This is a genomic window from Nocardioides albidus, assembly GCF_006335005.1.
GTDB classification, from domain to species: domain Bacteria; phylum Actinomycetota; class Actinomycetes; order Propionibacteriales; family Nocardioidaceae; genus Nocardioides; species Nocardioides albidus.
Map to the genome: position 1 here is coordinate 189,962 of NZ_VDMP01000025.1, position 14,630 is coordinate 204,591.

The following is a 14,630-nucleotide window of genomic DNA, read 5'->3' on the forward strand; positions in this document are numbered from 1 at the left end:
CCTCTTGACGCCGCCCGCCATGCTGGACCCATGCGTGCCGTCATCCACCACCAGTTCGGCGATCCCACCGAGGTCCTCGGCGTCGAGGACGTCCCCACCCCCGAGCCGGGTCCGGGCGAGGTGCGCGTGCGCACCCTGCTCGCCTCGATCCACAACCACGACCTGTGGACGATCCGCGGCTCGTACGGCTTCAAGCCCGAGCTGCCCGCCCGCGCCGGGAGCGAGGCGGTCGGCGTCGTCGACGCCGTGGGCGAGGGCGTCGAGCGCGTGACGGTCGGCCAGCGGGTCGCCAGCGGCGGCACCTTCGGCGCGTGGGCCGAGTCCTTCGTCGCTCCCGCCGGCGCTCTCATCCCGGTCCCCGACTCCCTCCCCGACGACGTCGCGGCCCAGCTGGTGTCGATGCCGTTCAGCGCGATCAGCCTGCTCGAGTCGCTCGAGCTCCAGCCCGGCGACTGGATGGTGCAGAACACCGCCAACGGCGCCGTCGGGCGTATGGTCGCCCAGCTCGGCAGGGCCCGGGGCGTCAACGTGGTCGGGCTCGTCCGCCGCCCCGCCGGCGTCGAGGAGCTCGCCGCCCAGGGCATCGACCGGATCGTCGCGACCGACGACGGCTGGGTCGAGCGGGTCGAGGAGATCACCGGAGGCGCGCCGATCCGCGTCGGCGTCGACTCCGTCGGTGGCCGGGCCACCGGCGAGGTGATGTCCCTGCTCGCCGAGAACGGCACCCTCGTGGTGTTCGGCGCGATGCAGTCGCCGACGATGGAGGTCTCCTCCGGCGACGTGATCTTCAAGCAGGCCACGATCCGCGGCTTCTGGGGCAGCACGGTCAGCCGCACCATGCCGGCCGAGCAGCGCCGCGCGCTGTTCGGCGAGCTGATCCAGCGCATCGGCGAGGGCTCGCTCACCCTGCCGGTCGAGGCGACGTACCCCCTCGACGACGTGCGCGCCGCGGCCGCCGCCAACGCCGAGCCGGGGCGCAGCGGGAAGATCCTGCTGCGGCCCTGACCCTCACCGGTGCCCGGTCCTAGGGCCGACGGGCCGCCCGCCTCCCGGCCGGCGCCGGCTCGCTCGTCGCGAGCGGTCCGCACCGGACGTCGTAGCGCTCCCGGGCCCGGTCGAGCGTGCGCTGGTAGTGCGCGCGCTGCTTGCGCCGGGTCCGGACGAACGACGCGGCGCCCCACTGCCGGCGCAGCGGCGGGTACCACGCGTCGCCGTCGAACCCGTTGCGCATCAGCACCGTGGGCGGCAGCGCCTCGACCAGCAGGGTGTAGTTGTGCATCAGCACGGTCCACATCACCGGCGTGGCGTCGCTCCCGGCGACCCGCCGCAGCGCCTGCCAGTCGAGCTCGTAGAGCGGCAGGTCGCGGAGCCGGTCGCGCATGAGCAGATGGGTGAGCATGAAGCCGGACAGCGAGGTGAAGCCCAAGGTGACCGAGCGTTGGTTGATCGACAGGACCCGGCCCGAGGGTGAGCAGAACGGCTCGTAGGGCGCCTCCCGCGTGTGGAGGTAGCCGGTGCAGTTCAGGACCCACGTGCCGGCCGGGACCGGCACCCGCTCGCCGTCGCGGAGCACCAGCTCCGCGCCGTCCCCCGTCTCCCCGCTGTCGCCGACGTCCACGGCGTCGACGAGATGGCCCAGGATCGAGCGGGTGACGCCGGCGCTGATCCGCTGCGCCTCGTCGTCGGAGAGCAGCCCGATCATCCAGCTGCGGGCGGTCGGGGTGACCTTGAGCATGGTGTGGCCGAGCGCGGGCTCGTAGAGCGTCGTGTCGTTGTCGCCGTCGTACCTCATCGCCAGGTCGACCGAGAACTGGTTGACCCGGGTGCCGCGCCGCAGCCCGGGACGCTGGGGATAGATCTCGTCGCGGCGGACGAAGTAGGTGCCCGATCCGGCGAGCAGACTCACCTCGCGACCGGGGTGGGAGGTCACCAGGGTGTGCACCGCGTCCATCGCCGTCTTGCCGCCGCCGATCACCCACACGGGCGCGTCCGAGGAGGCGATCTCGCCCGTCCGCACGTCGCAGGTGTCCGGGGACACCGAGCGCACTCGCGTGCTGCTGAGGCGCAGCGGATCGTTCGGCCGTACGTCGAAGCCGAACGCCTTCACCAGCCGGTCGGACTCGAGCAGCACCCGCTCGCCGTCGCGCTCGATGGTGGTGCGGACGACGCCGTCGGCCTCGTCGTGCTCCAGATAGGACCAGCCGAGGTAGTCGCCGACCGTGGCCCGCGCCTTGATCACCTCGAGGCAGTAGGACAGGTGATCGATCACCTCGGGCTTCGTGGCGAGGTGCGAGGGGTCCTTGTCCCAGCGCCACTTGATGTTGCCCGCCGTGAAGAAGGGATGGGGCTGATGGAGGCGGACGTAGTCGTAGGTGTCGTTCCACATGCCGCCGACCCGCTCGCGCCGGTCGACGAGCGCGACCCGCTGGCCGCGCTCGAGGTAGTCGCTGACCACGAACAGGGCGTTGAGCCCGCAGATGCCCGCGCCCACCACCACGACGTCGTACTTCTCGGATCTCATCGGCCGTCACCCCTTCGGCCCTCCCCGCGTCACAGGATGAGCCCGATCGCGGCGTCTCCGGAATAGCCCATCGGGATGGAATTCCGGGGGTCCTGCGCGCCGCGCGTCCACCTCACCCGATCGGCGACGCGTCCCCGCCGATCCGCTACTCATCGCGCGCCGGGCGGTCCATGATGGCGAGGTGAGCCTCGAGGCAGGACGCCGGGCGTACGCCGCGCGGGCGTGGCCGGACGCGCGGCGCGCGTACGCCGCCGCCGACGGCCACACCGCGCGCGATCTCGAGCAGTGGGGCCTGGCGGCCTTCCTGACCGGCGAGCTCGACGAGGCCGTCGCCGCCCGCGAGCGGGCGCACCACGCCTACCTCGCCGACGGGGATCCGGACGGCGCGTCGCGGGTCGCGTTCTGGTTGGGGCTCACCGCGAACTTCCGCGGCGACCTCGCCCAGGCGAGCGGCTGGTGGACGTTGATGCGCTCGGTGCAGGGCGACCGCTTCGCCGCGTCGGTGTGGCGCGGCTACGAGCAGCTGACGGCCGCGATGTTCCACCTCCACTCGGGCCACGCCGAGGAGGCCCTCCGCCTGGCGAGCGGACTCCGCCCGATCGCCGCCGAGCACGACGACGTCGACCTCGGCGTCTTCGGCGGGCTCGCCCACGGCCAGGCCCTGCTCGCCAACGGCGACCTGGCCAGCGGGCTCGCCGAGCTGGACGCCACCATGGTGCGAGCGACCGCGGCACCGGTGACCCCGCAGGCGGTCGGCATCGTCTACTGCGCGATCGTCGCCAACTGCAAGGCGTGCCTCGACCTGGAACGCAGTGTCGAGTGGACCCGGGTCCTCGACGAGTGGTGTGCCCGGCAGCCGGGGCTGGTGCCGTTCCAGGGCGCCTGCATCGTCCACCGGTCGGAGGTCCACCAGCTGCGGGGGGACTGGTCGCGCGCCATCGACGAGCTCGACCGCCTCATCGCGCACCCCGGGCCCAACCTGAACACGATCGGGGAGGCGCACTACCTGCGCGCCGAGCTGCACCGGCTGCGCGGCGAGGACGACGCCGCCGAGTCGGGCTACCGCGCGGCGCTCGCCCACGGCAAGGACCCCCAGCCCGGGCTCGCGCTGATGCGGCTGGCGCAGGGTCGGGCCGAGGCGGCGCTGCTCGCGCTGCGCCGCGCGCTGGAGGAGCCCGGATCCCCGCAGCTGCGCATCCGGCTGTGGCCGGCCCTGCTCGAGGTGGCGCTCGCGACGGGCGACCTCGCCTGCGCGACCGAGGCGTCGGCCCGGCTCGACCAGGCGGCGGAGGCCGCAGGCGCGGCCTTCCTGCGGGCGTCGGCGGCCTCCGCGCGCGGCCGGCTCGCCCTGCACCGCGCCGATCCGCAGCAGGCGCTCGGCGCGCTGCGATCCGCGCTGGACGGGTTCCGGGCGACCGGGTCGCCGTATGACGAGGCGCGGTGCCGGATCGACGTCGCCGAGGCCTGCGACGCGCTCGGCGACCACGAGACCGCCCAGCTCGAGCGGCACGCCGCGCGCGCCGTCTTCACCGCCCTCGGCGCGCGGCCGGACATCGACCGGCTCGACAAGGTGACCCGCACCGAGCGGCACGGTCTGACCGGTCGCGAGGCCGAGGTGCTCCGCCTCGTGGCCGCCGGCGCCACCAACCGGGGCATCGCCGAGCAGCTCGTGCTGTCCGAGAAGACCGTCGCCCGCCACCTCGCCAACATCTTCCTCAAGCTCGAGGTCTCCAACCGGGCCGCGGCCACCGCCTGGGCGCACCGGCACGGGCTCGCCTGATCCTGCACATCGACCTGCACATTTCTGCCGACGCGGGGACCCCGCCCGCGCTCCTACGGTCGCTGGAACCGACCAGGAGGACATCATGAAGACACTCGTCATCGGGGCAGGACCCGTCGGCACGTTCACCGCGATCGGCCTCGCCCGGCGCGGCCACGACGTCACGGTCGTCGACCGCGACCCGGGCCCCGACGCCGACGGCGCCTGGCGCCGGGTCGGCGTCATGCAGGGCGAGGCGCCGCACGCCTGGCGCGGCCACGTGGTGCGGACGATCCTCGAGGAGATGCCCGACGTCGTCGACCGGCTCATCGCGCAGGGCGCGCGCCTCGGCGAGATGCCCGGCATGCCGGGGCTGGTGACCGCGATGTTCGCCCGCCGGCCGCTGGTGGAGCGGGTCCTGCGCGAGGTGGCCCAGGCCGAGCCGCGGCTGCGGTGGCGGACCGGCCACGCCGACCACCTGCTCGCCGACGACGCCCGCGTGCGCGGTGCGGTCGTGGACGACGACCCGGTGGGGGCCGACGCCGTGATCGTCGCGACCGGCCGCGGCAGCCACCTCGGCGACGAGCTGCGCGGTCCGGTGCAGGGCGGGTCGTGCGGGACGTCGTACCTCTTCCGCACCTTCCGCACCCGACCCGACGCCGCGGCGTACGACGCCCCGTTCCCCTCCTTCGTGACCGGCCCCGACTACGCCTCGCTGGTGATGCCGGCCGACGACCGGACCCACCACGTCCTGCTCATCTGCCCCTCCGACGCCGACGAGATCGGCGTGCTGCGCACCGAGGACGGCTTCATGCGCGCGGTGCGGTCGGTGCCGCACACCGCGCCGTGGGCCGACACCGCCGCGCACGAGCCGATCACCCCGGTGCGGGTGGGCACCAACCTCACCAACACCTACCGGCTCCAGGGACCCGCGCTCGGCCTGCCGCCCGCCGCCGGCCTCTTCTTCCTCGGCGACAGCGTGTGCACCCTCAACCCCGCCAACGGCCGCAGCCTCGCGCTGCACGTGCCGCATGCGAAGGTCCTCCTCGACCACATCGACGGCGACGGCACCGACCTCTCGCTGCTGCTCGACCAGTGGGCCGAGGAGCACATCCGCCCCTGGTGGGCCGACCACGTGCGCACGGACGGCTCCCTGCTGCGCCGCTTCCACGGCGAGCCCCTGTCGCCCGACGAGCCGCTGCCGAGCGACGTGATCCTCGCGGCGGGCGAGGGCCGACCCGACTGGATGCCGGTCATCGGCCCCTTCTCCGGCATGTTCGCCGGCCCCGCCGTCCTCGACCAGCTCCGCGAGCCGGTCCGCCAGATGCTGCGCGAGGGCTGGCGACCGCCCACGCCCGGCCCGGCCCGGGCCGAGCTGGCAGTGGCCGCGCCGGTCGGGTGAGGGCGCGACCGGGCGAGCTCCGCGCTCGGCTCGGAGCCGCAGCCGTCAGGTGCGCGGTGAGTACGTGATCACGGCCACGCCGACCAGGCAGATCAGCGCGCCGACGACGTCGAAGCGGTCGGGTCGGAAGCCGTCGAAGGCCATGCCCCACGCGAGAGAACCGGCCACGAAGACTCCGCCGTACGCCGCGAGGATGCGACCGAAGTGCGGGTCGGTCTGGAGGGTGGCGACGAATCCGTAGAGGCCGAGCGCGATCACCCCGGCGCCGATCCACACCCCACCGCGGTGCTCCCGGACGCCCTGCCAGACCAGCCAGGCGCCGCCGATCTCGGCGACGGCAGCTGCGATGAACAAGGCGATCGACCTCAGGATCTCCACCGGGGCATCCTGTCAGCGCCAGCAGCGGTCGAGACGCAGGCAGTCTCCTCTCCCCGCCCGGGTCACTCGCTCCCTTCGGCATTGGTGACGCCAGATCGCCATGGCTCGCGCACGTGCGCGAGCCACGCCTTCTCAGGATCGAGCGCGCGGACGAGCCGCTGTCCCTCGGTCCGCGGCTCGTCCAGCTCCCCGAACCACACTGCGGTGTCGCCACAGATCACGTCCGGACGGTCCCCGGTCTCGACCACGACGACCTGTGACCCGGGCGTATGACCCGGCGCCGGGACGAGGCGAACACCCGGCAGCAGTTCGATCTCTCCGTCGACCGCGACGTACTGCAGATCGGGAGCGTCGACCCACTCGCGAATCGTGTAGTCCTCCTCGCGGCGGGCGTCGTCGAGCTCCCGGCGCTGGACGTAGATCGGCCGTCCGGCGAAGAGGTGGTTGCCGCCGCAATGGTCGGCGTGCAGGTGCGTGTTGACGACGATGTCGATGCCCGCGACGTCGAAGTCCTGCTCGTTCAGTGGATAGAGGCGGGGCGCGAACGCGGCGACGACCGCCGGGTGCAGCTCCGTCATGCCGGTGTCGACGAGGACCCGACCATCGGGATGGTCGATGACGTGCACGCACACCGGCATCACCTCGCCCTCGACGTGGAGGTCGGCAACGACGATGGGCGTGATGGTGATGGCGCCCGCGGCGCTCACCGGTCTCCGGTCGGTCATGAGTCCTCCTCCGGCTTCGGCGTACGACGAGACGGCCCCGCAGTCCGGAGGAGTGGTCATCGTTGCGGGCCTCTGGAGTGCGCCTGGGTCAGTTCACAGGTGTCGACCGGCGAACCCCGACGAACTCATCGACTCCTCATGGCGGGACTGAGAGGCTTCCGGCTGACTTCGCCTCGTGGTTGGGCAACTGGCCGCGATATCCCCGCAGAAACCCCCGCGCTCTCCATGGAGCGATGGAAGGATGAACAAGCCATGATCGACATGACTGAGTTCGAGCAGAAGTTGCGTGCCGAGGTCGCCAAGGCGGAGGCCGACGCTGAGCGCGCCTTCGCTTCCTTCCGGGAGACTGACGCCCACCCGAACAGCACCGAGTACCAGATGGTCAAGACGATGACCTTGATGGCTGGTGGTGTCTACACCGGCCTCACGAAGGCGTTGAGTCTCCTCACTGGCGACCAGGAGTTCGAACGCGCGAACGCAGCGGTGCTGTCCTGGATCAACCCCTCCGCCTGATCGAGCAGCCACCCTCCGCGCGACTTACAGCCTGACCCGGCCGCGGCTGCGGATGGCGACGGGCTGGTCGAGTCCGGGACGGTAGACGAGGCGTCCGACAACCCGTCCGCACTCCCCCAGCGTGAGAGATGACGGCGTCGCCCTCATGCGCGCTATCATGCAAGGTGAATGAGAAAGGTGGCTGTTGTGGCGCGCACGAGGAAGCCGGTCCCCGACACTCTGAAGAGCGAGGCCGTTCGGATTCGTGCAAAGCGTGAATTGGCCGAACTCGAACAGGCCCGGTTCGTCGCGAAAGCCCTCGCCGAAGGGGCTTCCCAGGAGTCGGTCGCCGAAGTGCTCGGGGTCTCCCAAGCCACCGTCTCGCGGCTCTCCTCGAGGGTGAAGACGAAACCAGCATCGCTGAGGCCCACGGTCGCGGAAGTGGTGAACCGTGCCGCCGCCAAGGAGATCAGCCACGCTCGAATGCTTCGCGAACTGCAGAACCTGCGCGTCGCATATGTGAAGCCCGAGAGGTTCCCCGACTCGGACTGGGCGCTGCTGCGTCGCGCAGTCCAAGAGGGCCTGCTGACCCGTGCAGACGCGCGCAAGGTCGCGGAGGACACCGCCCGACGGTTCGTGGCGCGGGTGACGGGCTCAATGGAACTGGAAGATCAGGCAATCCAAGAACCCGCCGTGGCCCAGATGTTGCGCGAGACCACAGACCGGATGGTTTCCTCGCTTGTCTGAGACCGGCGGCCCGTTCGACCCACTGAACCAGCCGTACGGGGCGACACCGGTCAACGAAGATGACCGCGAGTTTCTCCTGCCACCGCATCAGCAGATCGAGACGATGGCGGAACTCAACGCACTGGAGGCCGCCAACATCGCGCGCGGCATGCTCTGGGTCCGCGAGCAAGGCTTCGCCTGGACCGACCTCGTCGATCAGTACACCCTCCGCGAGGTCCACCGGGAGATGTTCGGCGACGTTTGGGCGTGGGCGGGGAAGATCCGGCAACGGGAAACCACCGTCGGCATCGACCCCGCCTACATCCAGGGCGACTGGAAGGCCCGTCTCGACGACGCCGAGTTCCACATCAACGCCCGCACTTGGTCGCCGGTCGAGACCGTGCTTCGACTGCACCACCAGACGGTCGCCATCCACCCCTTCGTGAATGGCAACGGCCGTTTCGCCCGCCTCGCGGCCGACGAACTGCTCGCTGCGCTAGGTCTGCACCCCGACCCCCTGGACTGGGGCGTGCACCTGGCGAGGACCAAGGAGCAACGTCGGACCGCCTACCTCGAAGCGCTCCGCGCGCTCGACATGAACCGCAACAACGTCGACGGCCTCGTCACCTTCGCGCTCGACCCCAACGCCGTCGACGAATGGCCGTCCAGCCTGCCGTCGTAGCCGGTGGGCGGCGTCGGTACGACCCGTGGCGGTGCCGTTCGCGCCGATGTCGACGTCATGAACCATCTTGTGACCCTCATACGCAGCTACCGCGTCAACCCGAGCGACGTTGACTACGTGTCGCTGCTCGCGTTCCTGCTCACCTTGATGGCTGTCATGCCCTCGAAGGTGCAGAAGGTCGTGACGTCCTCCCAGGCCTCGGTAAGTCCGGCGTCTTCCGCCTCGAGATGCCGTGGACATCGAGAAGGGCGACGACCACGATGTAGACGGCGGTGCCGCACTTGACGAGGTTGCCTTCGTCGTCGTGGAACCGGCAGCCGAGGTAGATCCCGACCACCAGGGAAACTGCTGCGGCGGCGATACCGGCGGCTCTGGCGTGCCACGCGATCACCTCCCCTCCGATCGGAGAGTCTGATCACGCTGCGGCGACCAGGACGTAGCCCCGGCGCTTCGACTCCTGGAGGTTGTCCCGAAGCTCGCGCTCGACCACGTCTGCGAGGTGGTCAGGCACGCGGCAGCCGCAGGTGGCGCCACCGCCGCCCCCGTACCCGGACGGCTGACCGTCGGAGCACCGGAGCTCTGGGGGCACGCCCCTGCTGATCGGGACGCACAGGTCGTGGTCGCAGGTGCGACCGATGAGCTTCACCTTGCAACGGTGAGTGGTGGGCATAGCGGTTCCTCTGGTTGGACTCCTTTGGGGTGATGGATCCAGAGGCTCTTCGCTGGCGACTGCACAGACGGTGACGTAGTCACCTCTGGGTTGGGACGGGTGTTAGCGCACCCGTCCCAACGTCATTTCACATCTCTTCAGTTGTCCGGCCGCGAGCCGAGTGGTTCACATTCTCGCCTACGGCTCCGACACGATCTGCCCACGACGGCCGACATAACGTGCGAAGTCCACCTTGTCGTAGGCAAAGTCAGAGTTCGCTGCATCTCGACACCCAGCACTCAGCCGTGCGCCATGTCGACGAACCGGCTGTAGTGACCCTGGAAGGCGACGACGATGTCGCGGGTCGCGCCGTTGCGGTGCTTGGCGACGATGAGGTCGGCCTCGCCGGGACGGGTCGACTCCTTCTCGTAGACGTCGTCTCTATGGAGAAGGATCACCATATCTGCATCTTGCTCGATGGACCCCGATTCGCGAAGGTCGCTCATCGCCGGCCGCTTGTCGGCACGCTGCTCAGGACCACGGTTGAGCTGGGAGAGCGCGATGATCGGGATCTCGAGCTCCTTGGCCAGCAGCTTCATCTGCCGGGAGAACTCGGAGACCTCGAGCTGACGCGACTCGACCTTCTTGCCCGAGCTCATCAGCTGGAGGTAGTCGATGACCATCAGCTTGAGATCGTGCTTCTGCTTGAGCCGGCGCGCCTTGGCGCGGATCTCGGTCATCGTCATGTTGGGCGAGTCGTCGACGAACATCGGCGCCGACGACACCTTCGCCACGTGCCGGGCGAGGCGGTCCCACTCCTCGGTGCCCATCTTGCCGTTGCGGATGTGGTTGAGCGGGATGCGTGCCTCGGCCGAGAGCAGGCGCATCACGATCTCGGCACGCGTCATCTCCAGGCTGAAGAAGGCGCTGGTCAGGTTGTGCTGGACCGACGCGGCACGGCAGAAGTCGAGTGCCAGCGTGGAGTTGTGGGTCGGAATCATCGAGCGGCCGGCGAGATAGAGATGCTCGGGGTTGTCGACCTGCACGCAGCGGACCGGAACGGACGGCACCGGACGAACGTCAACGATGTATCGGCGGCCGATGCGTGTCGTCGTCTGAGGACGGTGCTCCTTGTGGAGCCGTGACTTGCGGTCGAGCCAGAAGACGTCATCGACAGTCGAGAAGTTCAGATTGTAGGCAGTCGAGCTGTCCACGGAGCGGCCCTTGACCGGCTTCGTCGCCACACCGCACCGGTAGCCGAGGCTGACGATCAGTTCGTAGACATCGTCAGCGAGCCGCTTGCTCGTCGTCGTGAACTGCACCGACCCGGTCTGCCTCGAGACCGTGCCGTCGGTGTCCAACAGACCGGCGAGGAGCGCGCGACGGTCCTCCTCCGCTGCCCGCAGATAGGACGCCGGGATGTGCTTGTTGCCCAGGACCCCGATCCGGCGGAGCAAAGCCGTGAACGAGCCGTGGTCGTCGTAGCAGGATCGACACTGCCACGACTCGCCGGAGGAGGGCTGGCCGCAGTCGACACAGTTCAGGCGCTCGGGATGGGCACCCTTGTTCTTGGGGCCGCACCGCCGGCTGCACGTGTAGACGTTCGGGTGCCTGGCCTCGAACTCCCTGTTGCAGACCTCGCAACTCCTCACCAGAGGCGCTCGCGCGGGGAGCTTCAGCGCGTAGAGCATGTCGCCCCGGCTCTCGCAGCGGATCCCGAGACCCTCGATGTACATCGGGATCTCGTCGGTCTCGGAAGTGAGCCGAGCACCGCTGGAATGCCCATCGCCCAGCCACGCGCCGAGCACGTAGGCAGGGATCGCCAGATCGGCTGATCGGCCATCGAGTGCACCCGCGTTGAGCACTGCGTGGTTGGCTCGCTGCTCGACACCGATTCGGACCGACCGAGAGATCTCCTCGGTGGTGATCACCGATGCGAAGATCCGCTGATGCCGAGCGCGGTTGTAGTGATGATCGGCAGCCCACTTGGACTTCCTGGCTGCTCGCGTCTCGGTCAGCCACTGATGCTGGGCATCGGCGACGATGACCGAGCCGTCGGAGAACTCCACCTCGTAACACGGGCGGTCCAGCATCACGTCGGTCGCCGCGACGACCCGGGTCGGCCTGCCCTCGGCGTCGTAGAGCTGGTCGCCGACCTTCACCTCGCCCATGGTCGTCCAGCCCGTGGGCGTCGGAAGGGGGGTGTCGAGAGCGAGCGCCTTGCCCATAGCGGGCCTCGCCGCGACGACGATCATCTGACCGGCGTGCAGGCCGTTGGTGAGCTCGTCGAGGTCGGCGAAGCCGGTCGGCACGCCGTAGATGCCGGCCTCGCGGTTCTCGATCGCCTCGATCTCGTCGAGGACCGAGTCCATGATGTCGCTGAGGGGGGCGTAGTCCTCCGACTTGTTGCGGTCGGTGACCTTGTAGATCTCGGCCTGGGCCTCGTTGACGATCCCGTCGACCTCGCCCTCGCCCGCGTAGCTGATCTGGACGATCTTGGTGCCGGCGTTGACCAGGCGGCGCAGGATCGCCTTCTCGTAGACGATCTCGGCGTAGAAGCCGGCGTTGGCGGCGATCGGGACGTTGGCGGCGAGGGTGTGGAGGTACGGTGCCCCGCCGATCTTCTGCAGCTGACCACGCCGCTGCAGCTCACCGGCGACCGTGACCATGTCGGCGGGCTCGCCGCGGCTGTAGAGGTCGAGGATCGCCTCGTGGATCTCCTCGTGGGCCGGGCGGTAGTAGTCGGGCCCGCGGAGCACCTCGACGACGTCGGCGATCGCGTCCTTGGAGATCATCATCGCGCCGAGCACGGACTGCTCGGCGGCCATGTCCTGCGGTGGCGTGCGGCCACCGCTGGGCGCCTCGCCCGGCTGGTACGGCGCCGGCCCGTCCCCCCACTCGCCGGACGGCTCGGCGGTCCAGGCGGGCGGGTCGTCCGTGAGACTCACGGTCCTCCCACCTTCCTGACGTGGCCCGATCGGGTTGATCCGGCCTGCTCCCCTGTGCGACGTCCAGCCTGCCGAACGGGTCCGGCACAATCGACACGGCGGGTCACCGGCACCAGCGCCCGACCGGCAACCTACGTGCCGGGCGGCCCCGCCGAAAGGGCCTTATCCACAGGTCCTGGGGATAACTCGGTGAGGGACGTGGACGACACGCTGAGATGGTGTGCACTGGCTGGGGAGGAACCTGTGGAATCGACGCAGCTGTCGGCGACGACTGTGCCCCTGACCTGCGCAAACGTCTTTCCCGGGCTGTGGAGCACGGAAATCTCGGGTGTGATCCCGTTCACTTCCAGGTCGCCGGGAGGTCATCAGGGGTCTGTCCGCGGGACCCGTCCGCTATCACACCGACCGGGTCACTTTCCACAAGTCGCCGGGATTTATCCACCGGCCCCGCGGCGGCGCCGATGAGCGGGCGCGCTCTCGACCGCGAGATCGCGCGGTTGGCGTTCCCGGCGTTCCTGGCCCTCGTCGCCGAGCCGCTGTTCCTCCTCGGCGACGCGGCGGTCGTCGGCCACCTCGGCACCCCGGAGCTCGCCGGCCTCGGCATCGCCGGAACGATCCTTACCACCGTCGTCGGCCTGTCGATCTTCCTCGCCTACGGCACCACCGCCGGCGTCGCCCGCCAGATCGGCGCCGGGCATCGCCGCGCCGCCCTCGCCCAGGGCCTCGACGGCCTCTGGCTCGCCGTCCTCATCGGCGTCCCGGCCACCCTCGCCACCGCGCTCGGTGCCGGTCCCCTCGTCTCCCTGTTCGGGGCGTCCGCCGACGTGGCCCAGCCCGCCACGACGTACCTGCGCGTCGCCGCGCTCGGCCTCACCCCACTGCTGCTCATCCTCGCCGGCACCGGCGTGCTGCGCGGCCTGCAGGACACCCGCACCCCGCTCGTCGTCGCCGTCCTCGGCAACGTCGCCAACCTCGCGCTCAACGTCCTGCTCGTGTACGGCGCCGGCCCGGTGCCCCGTCTGGAGATCGCCGGCTCGGCGCTGGGGTCGGTGCTCGCCCAGACCGCGATGGCCCTGGCGCTGGTGCTCGTCGTGGTCCGGGCCGCACGCCGCGAGGGCGCCACGCTGCGCCCGCACCTGCCCGGTGTCCGGGCGGCGGCACGCGCCGGCGTCCCCCTCATCGTGCGGACCCTCACCCTGCGCGCCTCGCTCCTGGTGACGACGTACGCCGTCGTGCTGACCGCCACCGCGGGGACCGGCAGCACCGCCGTCCCCGTCGCCACCCATCAGCTGGCGATGACCCTGTGGGGCTTGCTCGCCTACGTCCTCGACGCGATCGCGATCGCCGCCCAGGCGATCACCGGGCGGTTCCTCGGCGCCGGGGACATCGCCGGCACCCGGGGGGTCACCGGGCGGATGGTCCGCTGGGGGATCGTCAGCGGGGTCGTGACCGGACTCCTGCTCGCCGCGACGAGTCCCTGGCTCGGCGCCCTGTTCACACCCGACACCGGCGTCCGCGACGCGCTCGTGCCGGTGCTGCTGGTCGCCGCCGCGGCCCAGCCGGCCGCCGGTGTGGTGTTCGTCCTCGACGGGGTGCTGATCGGCGCGGGCGACGGCCGCTATCTCGCCTGGGCCGGGGTGGTGGTGCTCGCGGGCTACGCTCCCCTGGTGCTGCTGACGAGTGCCCTGGGCGCGGGCCTGCCCTGGCTGTGGCTCGTGTTCTCCCTGGTGTTCATGGGCGGGCGCCTCGTCACGCTGGTGCACCGCTCGCGCAGCGACGACTGGCTGGTGGCGGGGGCATGAGGCCGCTGCACTGGATCGCCCTCGGGCTCGCCGTCGCCGTGTTCACCACCGCACCCGACGACCGGGTGGACGTCGCCGAGGTCCTCGGCAGCCTGCTGGTGCTCGTGGGCTGGATCCGGCTGTCCAAGGCCGTGCCCGACCTCCCGCTGCGCCTGACCCTCGGCTACCTCGCGGTACTCACCGTCGTCGTCGCGGCGGCGCTCAGCGCGCCGGCGGCGCGCGCCTGGCTCGACGACGCCGACCCGGCCGTGGTGTGGGCGTCCTCGGTGCCGGCCCTCGGCTTCCAGGCCGCGCTGTGCCACGCGATGGGGACGCGGGCGCGCGGGGCCCGCGTCCGCAGCGGCTGGTGGTGGTTCGTCGCGGAGGCGGCGATCCTCGTCGCGCTCGTCGCCAGTGTCCTGTACGACGGCGCGGGCTGGCGCTGGCTCTACGGTGTCGGCACCGTGGGGCTCGTCGGCGTCCTGCTCGTGATCCTGCTCGGCGCCCTCCAGGGCTCGGCCCCGTGGGCCGGGGCCCCCGAGGACGCGCGCACCTGACCGGGCCTCA

At 70.8% G+C, this 14,630-nt stretch carries 14 protein-coding genes; 9 read left to right on the forward strand and 5 right to left on the reverse strand.

All coding sequences use genetic code 11. From position 1 onward, the window contains the following. Nucleotides 1-30: 30 nt before the first annotated feature. On the forward strand, nt 31-1,005 hold the full coding sequence (locus FHP29_RS14085; protein WP_139623504.1) for a zinc-binding dehydrogenase: 975 nt from the start codon (nt 31-33) through the stop codon (nt 1,003-1,005). A gap of 19 nt (nt 1,006-1,024) precedes the next feature. Here the strand turns inward: FHP29_RS14085 and FHP29_RS14090 are convergent, their stop codons facing one another. Continuing rightward, entirely contained in the window at nt 1,025-2,521 is a 1,497-nt protein-coding gene (locus FHP29_RS14090; RefSeq protein ID WP_139623505.1) for an FAD-dependent oxidoreductase, read from the reverse strand. Nucleotides 2,522-2,702: 181 nt separating this feature from the next. Here FHP29_RS14090 and FHP29_RS14095 point away from each other — a divergent pair, with 181 nt between their 5' ends. Both FHP29_RS14095 and FHP29_RS14100 read left to right on the forward strand, forming a co-directional pair. After that, nucleotides 2,703-4,301, forward strand: coding sequence for a LuxR family transcriptional regulator (locus FHP29_RS14095; protein ID WP_139623506.1), 1,599 nt, complete (start codon nt 2,703-2,705; stop codon nt 4,299-4,301). Between the two features lie 85 nt (nt 4,302-4,386). Continuing rightward, nucleotides 4,387-5,682 (forward strand): FAD-dependent oxidoreductase, encoded by a 1,296-nt coding sequence (locus FHP29_RS14100; RefSeq protein ID WP_139623507.1) that lies wholly within the window; start codon nt 4,387-4,389, stop codon nt 5,680-5,682. A gap of 45 nt (nt 5,683-5,727) precedes the next feature. Here the strand turns inward: FHP29_RS14100 and FHP29_RS14105 are convergent, their stop codons facing one another. Continuing rightward, nucleotides 5,728-6,060, reverse strand: coding sequence for a YnfA family protein (locus tag FHP29_RS14105; RefSeq protein WP_139623508.1), 333 nt, complete (start codon nt 6,058-6,060; stop codon nt 5,728-5,730). Between the two features lie 62 nt (nt 6,061-6,122). After that, entirely contained in the window at nt 6,123-6,785 is a 663-nt protein-coding gene (locus FHP29_RS14110) for an MBL fold metallo-hydrolase (RefSeq protein WP_139623509.1), read from the reverse strand. A gap of 252 nt (nt 6,786-7,037) precedes the next feature. On the opposite strand from FHP29_RS14110, the gene FHP29_RS14115 reads away from it, so the two are divergent. The 4 genes from FHP29_RS14115 to FHP29_RS14130 all read left to right on the forward strand — a co-directional run bounded on the left by FHP29_RS14115 (nt 7,038) and on the right by FHP29_RS14130 (nt 9,100). After that, complete coding sequence (locus tag FHP29_RS14115; protein WP_139623510.1) at nt 7,038-7,298, forward strand: hypothetical protein; 261 nt, start codon at nt 7,038-7,040, stop codon at nt 7,296-7,298. A 168-nt stretch (nt 7,299-7,466) separates the two neighbouring features. After that, nucleotides 7,467-8,024 (forward strand): helix-turn-helix domain-containing protein, encoded by a 558-nt coding sequence (locus FHP29_RS14120; protein WP_139623511.1) that lies wholly within the window; start codon nt 7,467-7,469, stop codon nt 8,022-8,024. Next, nucleotides 8,017-8,685: a mobile mystery protein B gene (locus FHP29_RS14125; RefSeq protein WP_158296568.1), complete on the forward strand. Its 669-nt coding sequence runs from the start codon at nt 8,017-8,019 to the stop codon at nt 8,683-8,685. Before FHP29_RS14120 ends, FHP29_RS14125 begins: the two co-directional genes overlap by 8 nt. A 232-nt stretch (nt 8,686-8,917) precedes the next feature. Continuing rightward, nucleotides 8,918-9,100, forward strand: a complete 183-nt coding sequence (locus FHP29_RS14130) for a hypothetical protein (protein WP_139623513.1) — start codon at nt 8,918-8,920, stop codon at nt 9,098-9,100. On the opposite strand, the gene FHP29_RS14135 is transcribed toward FHP29_RS14130, so the two are convergent. Together FHP29_RS14135 and dnaB are read right to left on the reverse strand one after the other, a co-directional pair. Beyond that, nucleotides 9,101-9,331: a hypothetical protein gene (locus FHP29_RS14135; protein ID WP_139623514.1), complete on the reverse strand. Its 231-nt coding sequence runs from the start codon at nt 9,329-9,331 to the stop codon at nt 9,101-9,103. A 302-nt stretch (nt 9,332-9,633) separates the two neighbouring features. Then, nucleotides 9,634-12,162: a replicative DNA helicase gene (gene dnaB, locus FHP29_RS14140; RefSeq protein ID WP_139623801.1), complete on the reverse strand. Its 2,529-nt coding sequence runs from the start codon at nt 12,160-12,162 to the stop codon at nt 9,634-9,636. 581 nt (nt 12,163-12,743) lie between these two features. Here dnaB and FHP29_RS14145 point away from each other — a divergent pair. Together FHP29_RS14145 and FHP29_RS14150 are read left to right on the forward strand one after the other, a co-directional pair. Further along, the gene (locus FHP29_RS14145) at nt 12,744-14,084 is read left to right on the forward strand and encodes an MATE family efflux transporter (RefSeq protein ID WP_139623515.1); all 1,341 of its coding nucleotides are present in this window, start codon (nt 12,744-12,746) and stop codon (nt 14,082-14,084) included. Next, the gene (locus tag FHP29_RS14150; protein ID WP_139623516.1) at nt 14,081-14,620 is read left to right on the forward strand and encodes a hypothetical protein; all 540 of its coding nucleotides are present in this window, start codon (nt 14,081-14,083) and stop codon (nt 14,618-14,620) included. The genes FHP29_RS14145 and FHP29_RS14150 overlap by 4 nt, the downstream gene beginning before the upstream one ends. Nucleotides 14,621-14,630: the final 10 nt, after the last annotated feature.